This is a genomic window from Arthrobacter citreus (assembly GCF_038405225.1).
Classification (GTDB): Bacteria; Actinomycetota; Actinomycetes; order Actinomycetales; family Micrococcaceae; genus Arthrobacter_B; species Arthrobacter_B citreus_A.
In genome coordinates this window covers 322,558-341,527 of the sequence record NZ_CP151657.1, presented here as the reverse complement: position 1 = coordinate 341,527, position 18,970 = coordinate 322,558, and the positions used below count along the sequence as shown (strand labels likewise).

General features: G+C 65.8%; 14 protein-coding genes. 4 read left to right on the top strand and 10 right to left on the bottom strand.

Features of this window, described 5'->3' with window-relative positions; translation table 11 throughout:
* Positions 1-77: 77 nt before the first annotated feature.
* From AAE021_RS01665 to AAE021_RS01650, 4 genes are all read left to right on the top strand, one after another.
* Positions 78-1,607: an AbgT family transporter gene (locus AAE021_RS01665; protein ID WP_342023944.1), complete on the top strand. Its 1,530-nt coding sequence runs from the start codon at positions 78-80 to the stop codon at positions 1,605-1,607.
* A 164-nt stretch (positions 1,608-1,771) separates the two neighbouring features.
* Positions 1,772-2,944, top strand: a complete 1,173-nt coding sequence (locus AAE021_RS01660; RefSeq protein WP_342023943.1) for a M20 family metallopeptidase — start codon at positions 1,772-1,774, stop codon at positions 2,942-2,944.
* Positions 2,945-3,019: 75 nt separating this feature from the next.
* A complete protein-coding gene (locus tag AAE021_RS01655) occupies positions 3,020-4,168 on the top strand; it encodes a glutamate--cysteine ligase (RefSeq protein WP_342023942.1) in 1,149 nt (382 codons plus the stop codon).
* A 165-nt stretch (positions 4,169-4,333) separates the two neighbouring features.
* The gene (locus tag AAE021_RS01650) at positions 4,334-5,896 is read left to right on the top strand and encodes an HNH endonuclease (RefSeq protein WP_342023941.1); all 1,563 of its coding nucleotides are present in this window, start codon (positions 4,334-4,336) and stop codon (positions 5,894-5,896) included.
* Between the two features lie 24 nt (positions 5,897-5,920).
* Here AAE021_RS01650 and tsaD read toward each other — a convergent pair whose 3' ends face one another.
* The 10 genes from tsaD to AAE021_RS01600 all read right to left on the bottom strand — a co-directional run bounded on the left by tsaD (position 5,921) and on the right by AAE021_RS01600 (position 18,967).
* Positions 5,921-6,988 (bottom strand): tRNA (adenosine(37)-N6)-threonylcarbamoyltransferase complex transferase subunit TsaD, encoded by a 1,068-nt coding sequence (gene tsaD, locus AAE021_RS01645; RefSeq protein WP_342023940.1) that lies wholly within the window; start codon positions 6,986-6,988, stop codon positions 5,921-5,923.
* On the bottom strand, positions 6,989-7,456 hold the full coding sequence (rimI, locus tag AAE021_RS01640) for a ribosomal protein S18-alanine N-acetyltransferase (protein ID WP_342025277.1): 468 nt from the start codon (positions 7,454-7,456) through the stop codon (positions 6,989-6,991).
* A gap of 20 nt (positions 7,457-7,476) precedes the next feature.
* Positions 7,477-8,145, bottom strand: coding sequence for a tRNA (adenosine(37)-N6)-threonylcarbamoyltransferase complex dimerization subunit type 1 TsaB (gene tsaB / locus AAE021_RS01635; protein ID WP_342023939.1), 669 nt, complete (start codon positions 8,143-8,145; stop codon positions 7,477-7,479).
* A 10-nt stretch (positions 8,146-8,155) separates the two neighbouring features.
* The gene (gene tsaE, locus AAE021_RS01630; RefSeq protein WP_342023938.1) at positions 8,156-8,764 is read right to left on the bottom strand and encodes a tRNA (adenosine(37)-N6)-threonylcarbamoyltransferase complex ATPase subunit type 1 TsaE; all 609 of its coding nucleotides are present in this window, start codon (positions 8,762-8,764) and stop codon (positions 8,156-8,158) included.
* A complete protein-coding gene (gene alr / locus AAE021_RS01625; protein ID WP_342023937.1) occupies positions 8,761-9,927 on the bottom strand; it encodes an alanine racemase in 1,167 nt (388 codons plus the stop codon). The genes tsaE and alr overlap by 4 nt, the downstream gene beginning before the upstream one ends.
* A gap of 88 nt (positions 9,928-10,015) precedes the next feature.
* Positions 10,016-11,062 (bottom strand): L-glyceraldehyde 3-phosphate reductase, encoded by a 1,047-nt coding sequence (gene mgrA, locus AAE021_RS01620; protein ID WP_342023936.1) that lies wholly within the window; start codon positions 11,060-11,062, stop codon positions 10,016-10,018.
* 37 nt (positions 11,063-11,099) lie between these two features.
* Complete coding sequence (gene treZ, locus AAE021_RS01615; protein ID WP_342023935.1) at positions 11,100-12,845, bottom strand: malto-oligosyltrehalose trehalohydrolase; 1,746 nt, start codon at positions 12,843-12,845, stop codon at positions 11,100-11,102.
* Complete coding sequence (gene treY, locus AAE021_RS01610) at positions 12,842-15,172, bottom strand: malto-oligosyltrehalose synthase (RefSeq protein ID WP_342023934.1); 2,331 nt, start codon at positions 15,170-15,172, stop codon at positions 12,842-12,844. The genes treZ and treY overlap by 4 nt, the downstream gene beginning before the upstream one ends.
* A complete protein-coding gene (gene glgX / locus AAE021_RS01605) occupies positions 15,169-17,358 on the bottom strand; it encodes a glycogen debranching protein GlgX (protein ID WP_342023933.1) in 2,190 nt (729 codons plus the stop codon). Before glgX ends, treY begins: the two co-directional genes overlap by 4 nt.
* A gap of 61 nt (positions 17,359-17,419) precedes the next feature.
* Positions 17,420-18,967, bottom strand: a complete 1,548-nt coding sequence (locus AAE021_RS01600) for an NAD(P)H-hydrate epimerase (protein WP_342023932.1) — start codon at positions 18,965-18,967, stop codon at positions 17,420-17,422.
* Positions 18,968-18,970: the final 3 nt, after the last annotated feature.

The following is an 18,970-nucleotide window of genomic DNA, read 5'->3' as shown; positions in this document are numbered from 1 at the left end:
TGTGGAACCGTTCCCTCGGGCCAGTGGTGCTTCAACGGCCCCGCCCGAGCGAACCCATCACCACCGCAGGGGGAACAATGACACAGGCCGCCACAGTCGAGCAGTCCCGGGGAATGCGCGCAGCGTTCCGCGTCTTTTCAGCGATCGAGCGGGTCGGTAATCTCCTGCCGCATCCGTTCTGGCTGTTTTGCATCCTGGCCGGGGTCGTCATCGTCCTCAGTGCCGCGCTGGAAGCAGCGGGGGTATCCGCCGTGAGCCCGGGCACCGGAGACGCTGTCGAGGTGCGCAGCCTCCTCAGCGCCGCCGGCATCCAGACCATGATCGGCGACGCCGTTGAGAACTTCGCATCCTTCCCCCCGCTGGCAACCATCCTGACCACCATGCTCGGCATTGCAGTCGCGGAGAAGAGCGGCCTGATCGACACGCTGCTGCGGAACACCGTCACCAAGGTGCCGGCGAAGTACGTCACCTTCGCCCTCGCCATGGCGGCCATGCTGGGCCACGTCGCCGGAGACGCTGCATACGTAACCCTGATCCCGCTGGGAGCCCTGGTTTTCCGGGCCGTCGGGAAGAGCCCGGTCCTCGGCGCCATTGTCGCCTTCGTCTCCATTTCCGCCGGATACGATGCCTCCCCCTCGCTGACCACCACCGACGTCCTGCTGTCCTCCATCACCACCGCTGCGGCCGGCACCATCGATTCCGCCGTCGTCGTCACGCCGCTGGCCAACTACTTCTTCAGCCTGGCGTCATCCGTCCTGATCGCGCTGACTATCACGGTGGTTGTGGAGAAGGTCCTGTCCAAGCGCCCCGATCTGGAAGCCGATGCCAGCGACGAAGCAGCCGGTTCCGTTGCCGACCTGAGGATCTCCACCAGGGAGCGCCGTGCGCTGCGCCTCGCGGGCATCACGGCGCTGCTGTTCCTGGCCGCAGTGGCCGCTTCGCTCGTGCCCGCCGGTTCCCCGTTCCGGGGAGAAGCGGGCGGAGTCCTGAATTCGCCGGTGATCGGCGGCATGGCCTTCGTCATCGGGCTCTTTTTCGCCCTGATCGGGGTTGTGTACGGGCGGTCGGCCGGAACCTTTACTCAGGGTTCCGACGTCACGGCAGCCATGATCGAAGGCATCAAATCGATGGCTCCCATCTTGGTCCTGTTCTTCGCCATTTCGCAGTTCCTTGCCTACTTCAAGTGGACCGGAATGGGTGAAGTCCTCGCCATTAGCGGAGCGCGGACCCTGGACAGCATTAATGCGCCGGGCTGGGCCATCCTGCTGGGCATCGCCGTCCTGATTTCGGTAATGAACTTCATCATTACGTCCGGATCCGCCATGTGGTCCCTGGCGGCACCGATTTTCGTGCCGATGCTCATGCTCCTGGACATAGAACCGGCAACCACGCAGGCGATGTACCGCATTGCCGATTCCGTCACCAACTGCGTCACCCCGATGAGCCCCTATTTTGTGATGGCCCTCGGGTTTGTCCAGAAGTACCGCCGCTCAGCGGGCATCGGGACGCTGGCGTCCTTCACCATCCCGCTGGCCATGGTCATCTGGGTGGTCTGGATCGCCTTCTTCATGATCTGGTACGCGCTCGGCATCCCCTTCGGGATCTGAGCCTCCCTCTTTACACACCCCTGAACCTTCGCACCTTCACACCTTCACACCTTCGCACCTTCACACCTTCACACCTTCACACCTTCACACCTTCACACCTTCACACCTTCACACCTTCACACCTTCGCACCTTCGCACCTTCACACCTTCACAACAGGAGAACCATGAACACCACGCTCGACACCGCCCGCGTCCGGCTCCCCGAAATCATCGGGGACATCGCTTCCCTGGTGGAAACCGAAACCTACAGCAGGGACCGCAGCGGACTCGATAACGGGCTTGAGTGCGTGCGCAAGCTGCTCACGCTTCGGCTCGGCGCCCCGGCCGAAGAGCAGTTGGAGGACGACGGCGTTCTCGGTCCCACGCTTAAGGTCACCTACCCCGGATCCGGCCCGGGGCGGGTTCTGATCCTGGCCCACTATGACACGGTGTGGCCCACGGGCACCCTGGCCGGATGGCCGCTCACTGAAGGAACAGACCCATCCGGGCGCGCAACACTGAGCGGCCCGGGCATCTTCGACATGAAGACCGGCCTCGTTCAGGGCATCTGGGCCCTGAAGCTCCTGACGGACGCAGGCAACCCCCGCCCAACTGTCACCTTCCTCTTCAACGGCGATGAGGAGATTGGGTCCATTGCCTCCCGCGCCGCCATAGAAAAGGCGGCACAGGACGCCGACGCCGTCCTGGTGCTGGAGGCCACCGCAGGAGGGGCGGTGAAGACCGGCCGCAAGGGCGTGGGGATCTTCACCGTCACCGCCACCGGTGTTGAAGCCCATGCCGGCCTTGATCCCGCAGCCGGTGCCAGCGCCATTCATGCTCTGGCCGAGTTCGTCACGGCCGCCGTCGGCGTCGCCGATCTCAGCCGTGGAACCTCGATCAACGTGGGACTTATCGAGGGAGGATCGGGGTCCAATGTAGCTGCAGGCCATGCCAAAGCAACGATTGATATCCGGGTGGAAACAGCAGCCGAGATGGAGCGGGTGGACCGGGAGCTGGACGCTATTCGGATCAGCGATGACCGGGTGAGCCTGCAGATTGAACACTTCTGGAACCGGCCGCCCATGACTGCCGACCCCGGGGATCCCCTGTTGGCCCTGGTCCGCGGGGCGGCCCTTGCGCTGGGCCATGAGCTGGAGGACGCCTCGGTGGGCGGTGCCAGTGACGCCAATTTTGTCGCCGCGCTGGGCGTGCCGGTGCTGTGCGGCATGGGTGCCGTGGGCAGCGGGGCGCACGCGCGCGGAGAATATATCCATCCCGATGCCGTCCCGCTGTACACCGCGCTCACTGCTGATGCCCTGTCCCGGCTCGTGAACGGTTTGCCACCCTTGCACGGCTAGGATTGATTCGGGTTCTCAAGCGCGAAGATGCGGGTCGGGGTTCCTCCAGAGGTACGCATTACAGCAGGAGACAGTTTGGAAATCGGTTTCGCCCAGTCAGCTCAGTCAACACTCGGCGTTGAATGGGAGCTGGCACTTGTCGACAGGACCACGGGAGATTTGGTGTCCGTGGCCGACGAGGTGTTGCGCGGAGTGAGTGCCGCCCACCCGGGGATCGGGGAGGATGACGAGCACCCGCACATTAAGCAGGAGCTGCTCGAGAACACTGTTGAACTGGTGACCGGTGTCTGCAACACCGTGGCGGAGGCAAAAGCCGATCTGAACCGTTCCCTCGAAGCCCTGCGCCGGGTGACGGACCCGATGGGCGTGGAGTTGTTCTGCTCCGGGTCGCATCCTTTCAGCGCTCCACGGTCACAGCCGATCACCGACAAGGAACGCTACGCCAAGCTGATTGACCGCACCCAGTGGTGGGGCCAGCAGATGCTCATTTATGGCGTGCATGTGCACGTGGGCCTGGACTCCCGGGACAAGGCGCTGCCGGTCCTGGACGGACTGGTGAACTACTTCCCGCATTTCCAGGCACTGTCCGCGTCCTCCCCGTACTGGTCCGGCGAGGACACCGGCTACGCGTCGCAGCGCGCCCTGATGTTCCAGCAGCTGCCGACGGCGGGACTCCCGTTCCAGTTCGCTTCCTGGGCCGAGTACGAATCCTATGTGCAGGACATGTTCACCACCGGAGTGATCGATTCGATCAGCGAAATCCGCTGGGACATCCGGCCCGTCCCCAATCTGGGCACCGTGGAAATGCGGGTCTGCGACGGCATGGCCACCATTGAAGACGTCGGCGCCGTTGCCGCCCTGACCCAGTGCCTGGTGGAGGAGTTCTCTACCATCCTGGACAACGGCGGCACCATCCCCACCATGCCCCCGTGGCATGTGCAGGAGAACAAGTGGCGTGCGGCCCGTTACGGCTTGGATGCCATCATCATCCTGGACGCAGCCGGCAACGAGAAGCTGGTCACTGACCACCTCCTCGAAGACGTCCTGCCCCGCCTGGCACCGGTTGCCGAGAAGCTGGGCTGCACTGCGGAGCTGGCCGATGTGCGCACCATCATCGAGCGCGGGGCCGGGTACCAGAGGCAGCGCCGCATAGCAGCGGAGAACGGCGGCGATCTGCGGGCAGTGGTCCAGGACGGCATCCGGCAGCTGCGCGGCGAAGGCTAAGCCGCGGCGCTGGGTGCGGGTGGCGGCGGGCGCGCCAAAGCTGGGCTGGGGGCCGCGTTCAGCCAACACACCCGTGCCCCCCTCTTCCCTTTCGCGCTAAACGGGTATTTCTCCGGTACATGATTTCCGGGCATTTTATGGGTCAGCTCACATAAAATAGAACACATGTACGGGGTCAAGAAGGACACCAAAAAGGATACGCAGGAGGGTGCCAAGGCCTCCGAACTTGTCTCTGCCGGCTCTCCCGGGGAGCCCGTTGGCATCCCTGATAAGCCCGTCGGCATCCCCGGAGAGCTCGTTGAAGCAGATCCTGCGCTGCTCGCCGGGTTGATTGATTCCATCCGGGCGCTCGAGCAACTCAAAGCGGCCGCGTCCGCGGCTCAGGCCCGGGCGACAGCTCTCTTTGACGCCATCACCCGGCAAGCCCAGGCTGCAGCAGGAGTCAAAGCGGATCAGCTCGGCAAAGGCGTCGGAGCGCAAATCGGGTTTGCCCGCCGCGAGTCCCCTCACCGCGGAACCCGGATGCTGGGCCTGGCCCGGATCCTGACCCGCGAAATGCCCCACACCCTGCACGCCCTCACCCTCGGAGTGATTAGTGAATGGCGGGCCACACTGCTGGTCCGCGAGACCGCCTGCCTGTCCCTGGCGGACCGGCAGCGCATCGACGAGCAGATCGCCGGGAACCTGACCGAGCTCGAACAGCTCGGAGACCGGGCCCTGATCGCCAAAATCAAGACCCTTTCCTACGCCATGGATCCGCATGCCGTGGTCAACCGTGCCGCGCACGCCGTGTCCGAGCGGTTTGTGTCCTGCCGTCCGGCCCCGGACACCATGACCTACGTGACCGCGCTGCTGCCGGTGGCCCATGGCGTGGGCGTGTACGCGGCACTGACCCGCGAAGCGGACCGCCTGCGCGGGGCCGGGGATCCGCGCACCAAGGGTCAGATCATGGCCGACACCTTCGTGGAACGCACCACTGGGCAGGTCAGGGCTGAGGATGTGCGGATCGAGGTGCAGCTGATCATGACGGACCGGGCCCTGCTGGCCGGATCCGCGGAACCGGCGGTGTTGCCCGGATACGGGATCCTGCCCGCGCAGACAGCCCGGGACCTGATCCGCCGGAACTCAACCGCCCAGAACCGAACCTCCGGCGACGCCACCCGGGACGGGATTCCCCGGAAGCCCACGGGCCGGGACTCAACTACCAAGGACCCCGTGGACCCGGATAAGTCAGCACGCACCTGGCTCCGGCGGCTTTACACGGCGCCGTCCACCGGCCAGCTGGTGGGCATGGACTCACGGGCCCGGCTGGTGCCCGAGGGTTTGGCCCGGTTCATAGCGGCAAGGGATCAGGTATGCCGGATGCCGTGGTGCGGTGCGCCCATCCGGCACTATGACCACATCCGCCCGGTCCGCGACGGCGGAACCACCAGCGCAGAGAACATCCAGGGCTTATGCGAGGCCTGCAACCAGGCCAAGGAAGCCCCGGACTGGACCACCCGCACCATGGGCGTGGTTGGTTCCCTGCCCGCCCCGCCCACCGATTCAAGGGCCGGGACAGCTACAGACGCCGACAGCGCCGTGAACGCCGGCACCCGGAACATTCCAGGCATGGACCGGGCCGGCCACGGCAGGCACACAGTGGAAACGGTGACGCCCACGGGACACCGCTACTACTCAGCGTCTCCGGCGCCTCCGGGAACCACCGGCATCACCGCGAACCAGTAACCAGTAACCAGTAACCAAGATCCGCTAAAGATGAATGCTGGTGACCGGCATGGACGGATCCGGAGCAAAAGTGATGCCCGAGGGTTCAGCACCGGCCATCACCACCTGTGCGCCGAGGGCGGCAACCATGGCACCGTTGTCCGTACAGAGCGAAATGGGCGGCACCCGCAGGGTAATGCCCTTGGCCGCGCAGCGCTCCGCCGTCAGCTCCCGCAGCCGGGAGTTGGCAGCAACGCCGCCGCCAAGCAGCAGATTAGTGATGCCGTGTTCGGTGCACGCAAGAATGGCTTTGGCGGTGATGACATCAACCACGGCCTCCTGGAAAGAAGCGGCGATGTCGGCCACGGGGAGTTCTTCGCCTGAGGCCTCATACTGCTCCACACAGCGGGCCACTGCCGTCTTGAGCCCGGAAAAGGACCAGTCATAGCGGTGGGGGCCGGGTTCATCGGCAGTGCCCATGTACTTGGGCTGGGTCAGGCCGCGGGGAAACCGGATCGCCTTCGGGTTACCGCTGCGGGCGAGCTTGTCGATGGCCGGTCCCCCGGGATAGCCCAGCCCCAGAATGCGCGCCACCTTGTCATAAGCCTCGCCAGCGGCATCGTCAATGGTTGAACCGAGCAGCTGGACATCGCCGGTCAGCGACTTCACCGCGAGGATCTCCGTGTGGCCGCCGGAAACAAGCAGCGCAGCGAGGTTATCCGGCAGCTCTCCCCCGTCGAGCACGCCAACCCCCACATGCGCCACCAAATGATTGATGGCATACAGCGGCTTGCCGGTGGCGACGGCGAGCGCCTTGGCGGCGCAGACTCCCACCATGAGCGCCCCGGCAAGACCCGGACCTGACGTCACGGCAATGGCGTCAACGTCCTCCAACGTCACACCGGCCTCGTCCAGAGCCTGCCGGAGCGTGGGCACGAAGGCATCCAGATGGGCGCGGGAGGCAATCTCGGGAATGACCCCGCCAAAACGGACGTGTTCATCCATGGAAGAAGACACCGTGTTGGTCAGCAGCTTGCCGCCGCGGACAATGCCGACGCCGGTTTCGTCGCAGGATGATTCGATGCCAAGCACCAGGGGGTCGGTGCGGTTCATTCAGAGTCCTTCGTTGTTGCTCGCGGGGGACCCGTTCCAGGCGGAAAGGGCCAGCCGCATAATGAGTGCGTCGGCGCCGTCGCGGTAATAGCGCGGCCGAATGTGGATCTGCTCGAACCCGAACCAGCGGTACAGCCGCTGCGCCCGGGGATTGTCGGCGCGCACTTCCAGCAGTACGTCGTCGGCGCCGCGCTGCTTGGCCTCGTCGATGAGGGTGGTCAGGAGCGCCGACCCGATGCCTGCGCCTTCAGCCTCCGGCGCGACGGCGATGGTCTGCACATCGGCAATCGGCAGCACGCACATCAGTCCGGCATAGCCGACGACTTGCCCGCCGGAGTCCTCCGCAACGTAGTAGGAACGGGTATCGGCCTGGTTCAGCTCGTCGTAGAACATTTGCAGCGGCCATGCGTCCACCGGGAACAGTGCCCGTTCGAGCTTGTCCACGGCTGCGATGTCGTCGAAGGTCATGGGCCGGAGCACGGCGCCGCTCACAGCGCGCGCTTCCGGGGTCCGGGGACCTTGGCATCGGATTCGCGCAGGTACAGCGGGGTGGTGTCCAGCAGCGGCAGCCCTCGGACCAGGCGCACGACGGCGGTGCGGCCCAGGGCCGAAGCCGTGGGTTGCGCTTCGGCGAAGCCCGAGACGCCGTGCAGTACTTCCGGGTAGAGGCCTGCACCGACGCCGTAGACCGGCAGCTGAGGAACGTCGGCCGGGTCGCTGACAAACGGGCCGGCCAGGAGTTCAGCCGTTCCTCCCGTGCTGCGGTAGTGCGCCCAGTACACTTCCTTGCGCCGGGCATCGGTGGCAACTGCGAATTCGTCGATACCCAGCCTCCAGGCATCCAGGGCAGCGTCCACGGCGATGGCGTCAAGGCTCATCACTCCGTGCACGGGCTTGTTCCAGGCGAAACCAAGGGTACGGGCCGTCACGATGCCGGAGCGCAGGCCGGTGAAGGGCCCCGGCCCCACTCCCACCACGACGGCGTCGAGCTCTTCCGGACTGACGCCGGCGGTGTCCATCAGGTTTTTGATGCCCGGGGCCAGCACTTCGGCGTGGGAACGGGTGTCTTCCGTGGCAAAGGCCGCAAGGATCTCCCCTTCCCCGGTCAACAGTGCCGCACTGGCGATGGCGGAGGTGTCAATGGAGAGAATAAGCACGGTGCCCATTTTACGTCTCGTTTGACCCGGCTCCTTCCGCCGGCCCGGCGGACCGCAGGTCCGCGTGCTCCCAGCGCGGGCCGTAGGCGGCGATCCGAATCACCCGCTCCTCGTCCGGATCATCGTCAAAGTCGAAGGTAAGCCCGCCGGCACTTCCGGCTTGGGCCGCATCAGCCCCGGTCGGCCGGACCAGGGTGATCTCGAGGCGGCTTTCGGTGAGATGTTCCACGAGGCCGTGGCCCCACTCCACTACGGTGACCGAGCTGTCCATGGTGTTTTCGAGATCGATGTCGTCAATCTCACCACTGGATCCGAGCCGGTAGGCATCCACATGCACCAGATCCGGCCCGTCGGCGAGGCTGGGGTGGATACGCATCAGCACGAAGGTGGGCGAGATAATGCCGGGCCGTACGCCCAGCCCGCGGCCCAGGCCTTGCGTGAAGGTGGTTTTCCCGGCCCCCAGCTCTCCGGTGAGCAGTACGAGGTCGCCGGCCACGAGCTGGCGGCCGATCCGTTCTGCGGCAGCCTGGGTTCCTTCCGGGCCGTCGGTGCGGATCTCCTCTTCCCAGACCGGGGTGCCGCCGTCGTTCGGAGTGCCGCCGTCGTTCACTGCGCTCATGCCGTGGCCGCCTCGGAGTCAGTGTATTTGCGCTCGACCCGGGAGCTGATGCGCGTGATGATCTCGTAATTGATGCTGCCTGCAGCGTCGGCCCACTCATCCACTGAGGGCATGCCGACACCGCCGAACAGGACAGCTTCGCGCCCCACGAGGTCCTTCCCCGTGCCGGCGATGCCGGTGGTCTTGAGGTCGATGACCATTTGATCCATGGCGATGCGGCCCACTACGGGGTACACGGTTCCGTCCACCCAGACCGGGCCGCCGGTGCCGACGCGGGGAACGCCGTCGGCATACCCCAGGGGCACCAGTGCCAGAGTGGTCGGTTCAGAGGTGGAGTACCGCAGCCCGTAGGAAACGCCCTGGCCGGCAGGGACCTCCTTGCAGTTGGCGATGCTGGTTTTCAGGGTCATCGCCGGGCGCAGGCCCAATTCGGCCGGGGCCTGTCCGGGGAAGGGGGAAAGGCCGTAGAGGCCCAGCCCCACGCGGACCATGTCGAAATGGGAGTCAGGGCGGGACAGCGCTGCGGGGGTGTTGGCAATGTGGCGCACTTCGTGGTCCACCCCGGCGTCCTCGGCCACCGCGACGGCGGTGCGGAACCGTTCGAGTTGCTCATCGGTTTCGGGGCGGTCGGGTTCATCGGCGACTGAAAAATGGGAAAAGATTCCGACGACGCGCAGCAGCCCTTCTTCCTGATAGGCCAGGGCGCGCCCCACAAAGGCTTCCCACTGATCCGGCGGACATCCGTTGCGGCCCAGTCCCGTATCGATCTTCAAGTGCACCCGGGCCGGTATCTGGAGTTCGCGCGCGGCCTCCACCACTCTTTCCAGTTCCCAGCCGGACAGGCCCAGGTCCACATTTGCCGCCACTGCCTCGGCGAAGGGGCTGTCCACGGTATGGAGCCAGGCCAGGAGCGGGGCGCTGACGCCGGCGCCGCGCAACGCCAGCGCCTCAGAGATATGGGCGACACCCAGCCAGGAAGCGCCTGCTTCCAGGGCGGTGCGGGCCATTTGTTCGGCGCCGTGGCCGTAGGCATCGGCCTTGACGACGGCCATTACCCTGGCCGGGCTCACTAGGTGAACAAGGTGGCGTACGTTGTGCCGCACTGCGGCCAAATCGATGAGTGCTTGGCGTTCTGCGGCGGGAGGAGCTTGTTGGTCATTCACCTGACCATTGTTTCACTCACCGGACGCACCCGGTGATTTGGGCACCCGCCCGGGCCGCAACCGGGGTCAACCGGTTGCGGCCATAATGTCAGGCCTTGAGCGCGGAGGCCCACAGGTTGATGTCCGAATCGACGGCGTACGTGTCGATCGCGTCCAGTTCCTCGCTGGTGAAGTCCAGGTTGGTCACCGCTGCCAGGCTGTCCTCGAGCTGCTTCACGCTTGAGGCGCCCACCAGTGCCGAGGTGATCGCTCCGCCTCCGGCCTGCGGGCGCAGCACCCAGGCGATGGCCATCTGCGCCAGGCTCTGGCCCCGGGATTCGGCGAGTTCGTTCAGTCCGCGCACCCGCCGGATGTTGTCCTCGGACAGCTGGCCCTGGTCCAGGGACTTGCCTGCGGCGGCCCGGGAATCCTCGGGCACCCCGTTGAGGTACTTGCTGGTCAGCAGGCCCTGGGCCAGCGGAGAGAAGGCAATGGAACCGGCTCCCGCTTCGTCCAGTGCCGCAAACAGGTTGGGATCGCCCTGCTCAACCCAGCGGTTCAGCATGGAGTATGACGGCTGGTGGATGAGCAGCGGGGTGCCCATCTCGCGCAGGATGCGGGCTGCTTCGAGCGTCTTTTCCGGCGAGTACGAGGAAATGCCGGCGTAGAGGGCGCGGCCGGAGCGCACTGCGGTGTCCAAGGCGCCCATGGTCTCTTCCAGCGGCGTCTCGGGATCGGGGCGGTGGCTGTAGAAGATATCCACATAGTCCAGGCCCATGCGTTCGAGCGACTGGTCCAGGCTGGCCAGCAGGTACTTACGGGAGCCCCAGTTTCCATAGGGGCCGGGCCACATGTCGTAGCCGGCCTTGGAGGAAATGACGAGTTCGTCGCGGTAGGGCTGGAAATCGTCCTTGAAGTGGCGGCCAAAGTTGGTTTCCGCTGAACCGTAGGGCGGTCCGTAGTTGTTGGCGAGGTCGAAGTGGGTGACGCCCAAGTCGAAGGCCCGGCGGAGAATGGCGCGCTGGGTCTCGAAATTCTTGTCGTCGCCGAAGTTGTGCCAGAGTCCGAGCGATACGGCGGGCAGGTGCAGCCCGCTGCGGCCGACACGGCGGTAGGGCATGGAATCGTAGCGGTTGTCCGCGGCAATGTATGTCATGGGTTACATCTTGCCACTGCCGCGGACAACCCGTTGCCTATCCCGCGGCCAGAACCGCGGCGCCGTAGGCGGGCAGCTGCACGGCACCTCCGTAGAGCTCCGCAGGGGCTGTTTCAAGCAGCACCTTGGGCCTGCCGTCGAAGGGAACCGGCATTTCCCGGGGAGCGTCAGCGAAATTGAGGGCCACCGCGGTGTCACCGCGGCGCAGGACCAGCCAGCGGCCCACCTCGTCAAAATCCACGCTCACGTTGCGCAGGTCCGGGTCCATCAGGTCCGGGCGACCGGCCCGCAGCCGCAGGAGGCTGCGGTACAGCTCATGCAGTTCTGCGTGCCCGTCCTCATCCACCTCGGACCAGTTCAGCTTCGAATTGGTGAACGTTGCGGGGTCCTGGGGGTTGGGCACGGTGGCCGGGTCCCAGCCCATTCGTTCAAATTCGCGCAGCCGCCCCTCCGCCGTCGCCTTGCCCAGCTCCGGTTCCGGGTGGGAGGTGAAGAACTGCCAGGGGGTGGAGGCACCGAATTCCTCGCCCATGAAGATCATGGGCGTGAACGGCGATGTCAGGTTCAGCACGGCGCCGAGTGCGAGCCGGGAGTAATCCAAGGAGGCGCTGAGCCTGTCCCCCGCCGCCCGGTTGCCAATCTGGTCGTGGTTTTGGATGCAGGTCACCAACTGGCGCGCATTCACCACATCCTTGTTGATCGGGCGGCCGTGGGCGCGTCCCCGGAAGGACGAGAAGGAGCCGTCGTGGAAGAAACCGTCCTGCAGCACCTTGGCCAGGGCCGCAACGGAATCGAAGTCCTCGTAGTAGCCGCCGTTTTCACCGGTGAGGTTGGTGTGCGCCGCATGGTGGAAGTCATCGGACCACTGGCCGCTGAGGCCGTAACCGTTCAGGTCACACGGAGTAATGAGCCGCGGGTCATTGAGGTCGGACTCGGCGATGAGGAACAGCGGCTTGCCCAGTTCCCGTGCACAGTTCTCCGTTTCAACGGCCATTTCCTCCAGGATGTGGACGGCGCGCTCATCATGCAGCGCGTGGACCGCGTCCAGCCGCAGCCCGTCCACGTGGAAGTCGCGGAACCACATCAGCACGTTGTCCAGGATGTACCGGCGGACGACGTCGGAGGACGGTCCGTCCAGATTCACCGAGTCGCCCCAAGTGTTGCCCTTTCCCTCGGAGAGGTAGGGGCCGAACTGGGGAAGGTAATTTCCGCTGGGTCCGAGGTGGTTGTAGACCACGTCCTGGATGACTCCCAGGCCCGCCTGGTGCGCGGCGTCCACGAAGCGCTGGTAGCCCTCCGGTCCGCCGTAGGTCTCCTGCACGGCGTACCACAGCACGCCGTCGTAGCCCCAGTTGTGCGTGCCGTTGAACGCGTTTACGGGCAGCAGTTCCACGTAGCGGACGCCCAGGTCAACGAGGTAGTCCAGCTTAGCGATGGCGGCGTCGAACGTTCCCTCCGGCGTGAAGGTGCCGATGTGCAGCTCGTAGATGGCGCCGCCGTCCAGCCCGGGCGACACCCAGTCCGCGTCATGCCATTCATAGTGATCGGGGTCGAAGGTGCGCGAGAGTGCGTGGACACCGTCCGGCTGGCAGCGGGAGCGGGGGTCCGGAACGGGTGTTTCGGCATCGTCAATGAGGTATCCGTAGTCGATGTCTCCGGGAAGCTCGGCGTGCTGGACATGCCACCAGCCGTTGTCCCCCCGGCTCATCGACAGTTTCCTGCCGTCCGCAAGCAGGGTCATGGTGTTGGCCTTTGGTGCCCATACGTCAAAATCGGTTCTCATTCGCCGTCCGTCCGTTCCAGCAGCGCAGCAGGGTAAGTGCCAAACAGGTCCGCGGCCGGCACTGTGCCGCTGCTCTTATGGGCCCGGCCGGTGATGACGTCCACGTAGCTTCCCGCCGGCAGCACGACGGCGGTGTCCCGCCACCCGCCGTCGCGGTCAAGTCCCAGCGGCAGCCGGGTCACAAGGGTCACGGCGCCGCCGCGGTCGAACCCGAAAACATGCGCCGCTGCCGGACCGGTCACCGAAACGGGCAAATAGTCCCCGAACAGCTCAGGATGGGACCGTTTGAGCCCCAGCGCACGGGCAACGAGGAGCATCTTGGCCGCGGCTTCCTCGTTGACGCCCGGGATGTCCGCCGTGCCTGCCGCGAAAGAGTTCAGGACTTCGCGGCGGCGACTGAAATCCACGTCCCTGCGGTTGTCCGGGTCCACCAGCGAACGATCCCAGAACTCGGTTCCCTGATACACGTCCGGCACGCCGGGCATGGTCAGCTGCAGCAGCTTCGCTGAGAGGGAGTTCGAATACCCGGCGGAGCGGGTCCGCTCCACCATGGCCGTCACGAGGGAAGCCACCGCGGGGTTGTCGTAGGCCGCGTCCATTGCTGCGTGCATCCGGTCTTCAAACCCGGTGTCCGGCGCAGTCCACGTGGTGCTGGAGGAAGCCTCCCGGGATGCTTTTTCAGCGTAGGCGTGGGCGCGTTCCCGGCTCAGGGGCCACGCTCCGATGATGGCCTGCCACAGCAGGTTCTCCATCGCCGGATCTCCCATCGGAACCAGCGCCGAAAGCTGCGTGAAAGTGTCCCGCCATTCGTCCGGGATTTCCGCGAGCACCGAAATCCGTGCGCGGGTGTCTTCGCTGCGTTTGGTGTCGTGGGTTGTCAGAGTCGTCATGGCCGCCGGCTGTTCCTGATGCCGGCGGATCAGACGGGTGTGCAGCTCGAACGGTTCCAGTGCGAAGTGCGCCGGATCCGCGCCCACCTCGTTCAGGGAAGTCAGCCGGGAGTAGCGGTAAAACGCGGTGTCCTCCACACCCTTCGCCATCACCATGCCTGAAGTCTGCTGGAACCGGACCGCGAACTCACCCAGGTCCGCGCGGTCAGCCCCGGGGACCAGCAGCGGATTCAACAGCGGGTGAAGGACGTCCAGGGCACCGGCCAGGTCCGGGCGGCGCACCTTCGCCGCGGTGACGGCGTCGGCCAGATACCCCGCGCCCTCGGGCAGGTAGCTGCGGTACACCGGGAAGCATGCGAGCAGTTCCGCCACCGCGTCAGCGGCCACGCCAGCGTCCAGGCCGCTGTCTTCAGGCAGCAGCCGGACCAGCCGCAGCACCTCCGAATGCAGCAGCTGATCGGCGATATTCCGCTTGGTGCCGTGGATCATGTGCGCAAAGGGCTCCGTGGGCACAAGGTCCGTGAGCGGCTTCATCCCCTCCGGATCGACGAAAAGCCGGTCAATGTCGGCGAGCGCGTCATACCCGGTGGTGCCTTCGGTCTCCCAGTCCGCGGGCAGCGTCTCCCCCGGCTCCAGGATTTTCTCCACCAGGATGTACGCGCCGTTGGTCAGTTCCCGCAGCCGGGCGAGGTACCCCTTGGGGTCGGCCAGCCCGTCCGGATGATCGATCCGCAGCCCGTCCACGAGGCCTTCATCAAACCAGCGCTTGATTTCAGCATGCGACTCGTCAAAGACCCACGGTTCCTCCACCCGGATGCCGGCGAGGGTGTTGACCCCGAAAAACCGCCGGTAATTCAGCTCATTGTCCGCGCGCCGCCAGTTCACCAGCTCATAGTGCTGGCGTGCGTGGACGTCCTGCGCGGAGTCGCCGTCGCCGGCGGTGCCTTCGGCCACCGGGAAGCGGTGGCCGTAGTAGTGCAGTTCACCGCCGGCCAGTTTCAGCTCGGCCAATTCGTCGTCGCCGTCGCCCAGGATGGGAAGCCGCAGCTTGCCGTTGCCGGCGTCCCAGTCAATGTCGAAGGCTTCGGCATACCGGGATCCCCGCCCCTCCGCCAGGACCGACCACCACCAGGCGTTGGCATGCGGGGTGGCAATCCCCATATGGTTCGGAACAATGTCCACCAGCACGCCCAGGCCGGCGGCGTGGGCGGCGTCGGAAAGTGCCTTCAGCCCTTCGGGGCCTCCGCGTGCCGGGTCCACTGCGGTGGGATCCGTGACGTCGTAGCCGTGGTCGGACCCCTCCTCAGCGGTGAGGATGGGCGAGAGGTACACCCAGTCCACCCCGAGGTCCGCAAGGTACGGAACGAGGTCCGCGGCGTCCTGCAGGGTGAAGGACGGGCGGATCTGGAGCCGGTACGTTGAGTGTGGTGTCCTCATCCAGCGACCTCCGGGCTCTGGGCCTTGGAACCGGCCAGCGCGGCCAGGGATGCGGCCACCGAGTGGTCGTGTTCCTCTTCCTCCTCATGCGCCCGCAGCACCACCAGGGACTTGGCCGCCACGGTGATCCGTCCGTCGGCGGGGATGGGAGCCGAGTCCGCGTACTCACCCGCGGTGTCGATGACCTCATCCCACATGGGGGCATACTCCTTCGACGGGATCGTCACCTTGACGGCCTCGTCGTGCGCGTTGAAGTACAGCAGGAAGTTCAGGTCGGTGATGCGCTGCCCGCGGGCGTCCTTGCCGGAAATTCCCTGTCCGTTGAGGAACACGCCCAGTGAGCGGCTGACTGGGGTGTCCCAGTCATCCGGGGTCATCGGCGTGCCGTCCTCGGTCAGCCAGACGATGTCCGGCAGGGCCTCGCCCTCGCCGCGGCGCACCGGCCGCCCGTCGAAGAAACGGCGGCGACGGAAGGTCGGATGCTCGGCCCGCAGGGTATTCACTGCTGCCGTGAACTCCATCAGCGGGGCGTCCATCTGCTCCCAGTTGATCCAGCTGAGTTCGGAGTCCTGGGCGTAGGTGTTGTTGTTTCCCTGCTGGGTGCGCCCGAGTTCGTCGCCGTGGGCGATCATGGGGACGCCCTGAGACAGCAGCAGGGTGGCCAGGAAGTTGCGCTGCTGCCGGGCGCGCAGCGACAGCACGTTGGGGTCATCGGTGGGACCCTCAACCCCGCAGTTCCAGGAGCGGTTGTGGGATTCGCCGTCGTTGTTGTCTTCGCCGTTGGCTTCGTTGTGCTTTTCGTTGTAGGAGACCAGGTCATTCAGCGTGAAGCCGTCATGGGCGGTGACAAAGTTGATCGAAGCCACCGGCCGCCGGGCCGAAGACTCGTACAGGTCGGCGGAGCCGGTGATGCGGGAGGCAAACTCGCCCAGTGTGGAGGGTTCTCCCCGCCAGAAATCACGGACGGTGTCGCGGTACTTTCCGTTCCATTCGGTCCACTGCGGCGGGAAGTTGCCCACCTGGTAACCACCCGGGCCAATGTCCCATGGCTCTGCAATGAGCTTCACCTGGGAAACCACGGGGTCCTGCTGCACCAGTTCGAAGAAGGTGGACAGGCGGTCGACGTCGTAGAACTCGCGTGCCAGCGTGGAGGCAAGGTCAAAGCGGAAGCCGTCCACGTGCATTTCGGTGACCCAGTAGCGCAGCGAATCCATGAGCAGCTGCAGGGAATGCGGGTTGCCCACGTTCAGGGAGTTGCCGGTGCCGGTGTAGTCCATGTAGTACCGCTTGTCGTCATCCATCAGCCGGTAGTAGGCCTGGTTGTCGATGCCGCGGAAGGACAGGGTGGGGCCGAGGTGGTTTCCCTCGGCAGTGTGGTTGTAGACCACGTCCAGGATGACTTCGATGCCGGCCAGGTGCAGGGCCCGCACCATGGCCTTGAACTCCTGGACCTGCTGACCCTCGTCGCCGGTGGCGCTGTACGTGTTCTGCGGCGCGAAGAAGCCAATGGTGTTGTAGCCCCAGTAGTTGGAGAGGCCCTTTTCCTGCAGTGTGGAGTCGTTGACGAACTGGTGCACCGGCATCAGCTCGATGGCCGTGATGCCCAGTTTCTGCAGGTGGGCAATGACGGCCGGATGAGCCACGCCGGCGTAGGTGCCGCGCTGCTCCTCGGGCACCTCCGGATGCCGCTGGGTCAGGCCCTTCACGTGGGCCTCGTAAATGACGGAGCGGTGGTAGGGGATCTTCGGCTTGCGGTCCCCGTCCCAGTCGAAGAAGGGGTTGATGACAACGCCCATCATCATGTGCGAGGCGGAGTCCTCGTCGTTGCGGGAGTTTTCGTCACCGAAGTTGTAGCCAAAGAGCGACTGATCCCAGTCGATTTCGCCGGCAACAGCCTTGGCATAGGGATCCAGCAGGAGCTTGTTCGGATTGCAGCGGTTGCCGTTTTCCGGATCATACGGCCCGTCCACCCGGTATCCGTACTTCTGCCCGGGCTGAACGTGGGGAAGGTAGGCGTGCCACACGTAGCCGTCCACTTCGGTCAGACGCACGCACTCTTCAGCGCCGTCGTCGTCGAACAGGCACAGCGTGACCGAATCGGCCACCTCGCTGTACAGCGCAAAGTTGGTGCCGTTTCCGTCGTAGGTTGCGCCCAGCGGATAGGCATCTCCCGGCCAAACTTCCATGTAGAGCTCCTGACTAGTCCAGATGACAACAAAAGAATAGTATGTCTACTTACTTTCTACCTCAGACTGGGCCCAGCATTAAACGGCCCTCATTGCCAGCCTCCGGTGTCATGAGGTCCCGGACCACGGTCCGCACCGATTCCGGCAGTGCCGACGGCTGCACAGGTCCGGCCTCCGCGGCCCGGATCCCCGCCCGACCGTGAATGCTCGCTGCCGCGGCGGCCAGTGCCGCATAGTGTCCCGGCGGGGGCGGCGGCGCGCCGTCACGGCCCCGGCGGTCGGTTGCCAGCAGCGCTCCCAGGATCCCGGAAAGCGTGTCACCGCTGCCCGCCGCCGCGAGCCAGGGTGTCGCTTCCGCCTGGCTGTATGTTTCCCCGGATGGCGCCGCCGTAATGGTGGCCCAGCCTTTCAGCAGGACCGTTGCTCCGGTCAACTCGGCGGCGCGGCGGGCGTACCGCAGCGGATCGGCTTCGATCCTGTCCCGGGAAATGTCCCCGTCGCCGAGCCTGGCCAGGAGTGCGGTGAGCTCGCCGGCGTGCGGGGTCAGAATGATGTGCTCCCCCAGGCCCGGCTGTGCGTAGGCAACGGCGTCGGCGTCGACGACGGCGGGAAGTCCGGATGCCATGGCATCCTGGGCACGCTGGCGCTGCTCTTCGTCCGCGCCGGCTCCCGGGCCCACCAGCCATGCCTGGACATGGGTGGCGGGAACGGTATCGGTGGCGCAGACGGCTTCGGGATGCGATGCATTGATCAGCCGGCATACTGCTTCGGGTCCCAGATAGCGGACCATGCCGACCCCGGTGGCCAGTGCTGCCCCCGTGGCCAGGACTGCAGCACCCGGGTAGGTCGAGGATCCGGCGGCGATGCCCAGGACTCCGCGGGTGTACTTGTGGTCGGTTTTGCGCGGGACTGGCAACAGCGCAGCCACGTCGGCGGTTTCGAGCCTCCGCAGGTGCGGTTCCGGCGGCATCTGCAGGCCGATGTCAACGCATTCAAGGCGGCCGGCGGCCAGCGCCCCGGGGCCGGCCAGCAGCCCGGTCTTGAAAGCTCCGAAGGTCACGGTGACATCCGCCGGGATGTTTTTCCCCTCTGCTTCGCCGGTGTCGGCGTCCACTCCGCTGGGCAGGTCGCAGGCAATGATCAGCGGCGGCCGCGCGGACTCCAGGTGCTGGGCCAGTTCTGCGGCATCCCCGCGCAGTCCTCCCCTGCCACCGGTGCCGAGGATTCCGTCAATGAGCAGGTCTGCCGCGGAGCACAGGGCGGCGGCCTGCGGCACTCCGTCTGACAGTGCCAGCACGCGGCCGCCCTGCCGCCGGAATTCCGCCAGGGCTTCGGGATGGGCCGCCGGTGCCGTGAGAACAGCCGTGATGCCCGCACCGCGGCGGGCCAGCCTGGCGGCGGCGTACAGGGCGTCTCCGCCGTTGTTGCCCGCGCCGGCCAGCACGGTGACGCGGGCCCCGTACAGCGAACCCCGGCCCGCCAGGAGTTCCCGGACGCACGCGGCATACAGGCCGTAAGCCGCACGCTGCATCAGTGCAGGTCCGTCCCCGGCGGCGAGCAACGGCTTTTCCGCGGCCCGCACAGCGGTGCCGGAGTACGCACTGATCATGTG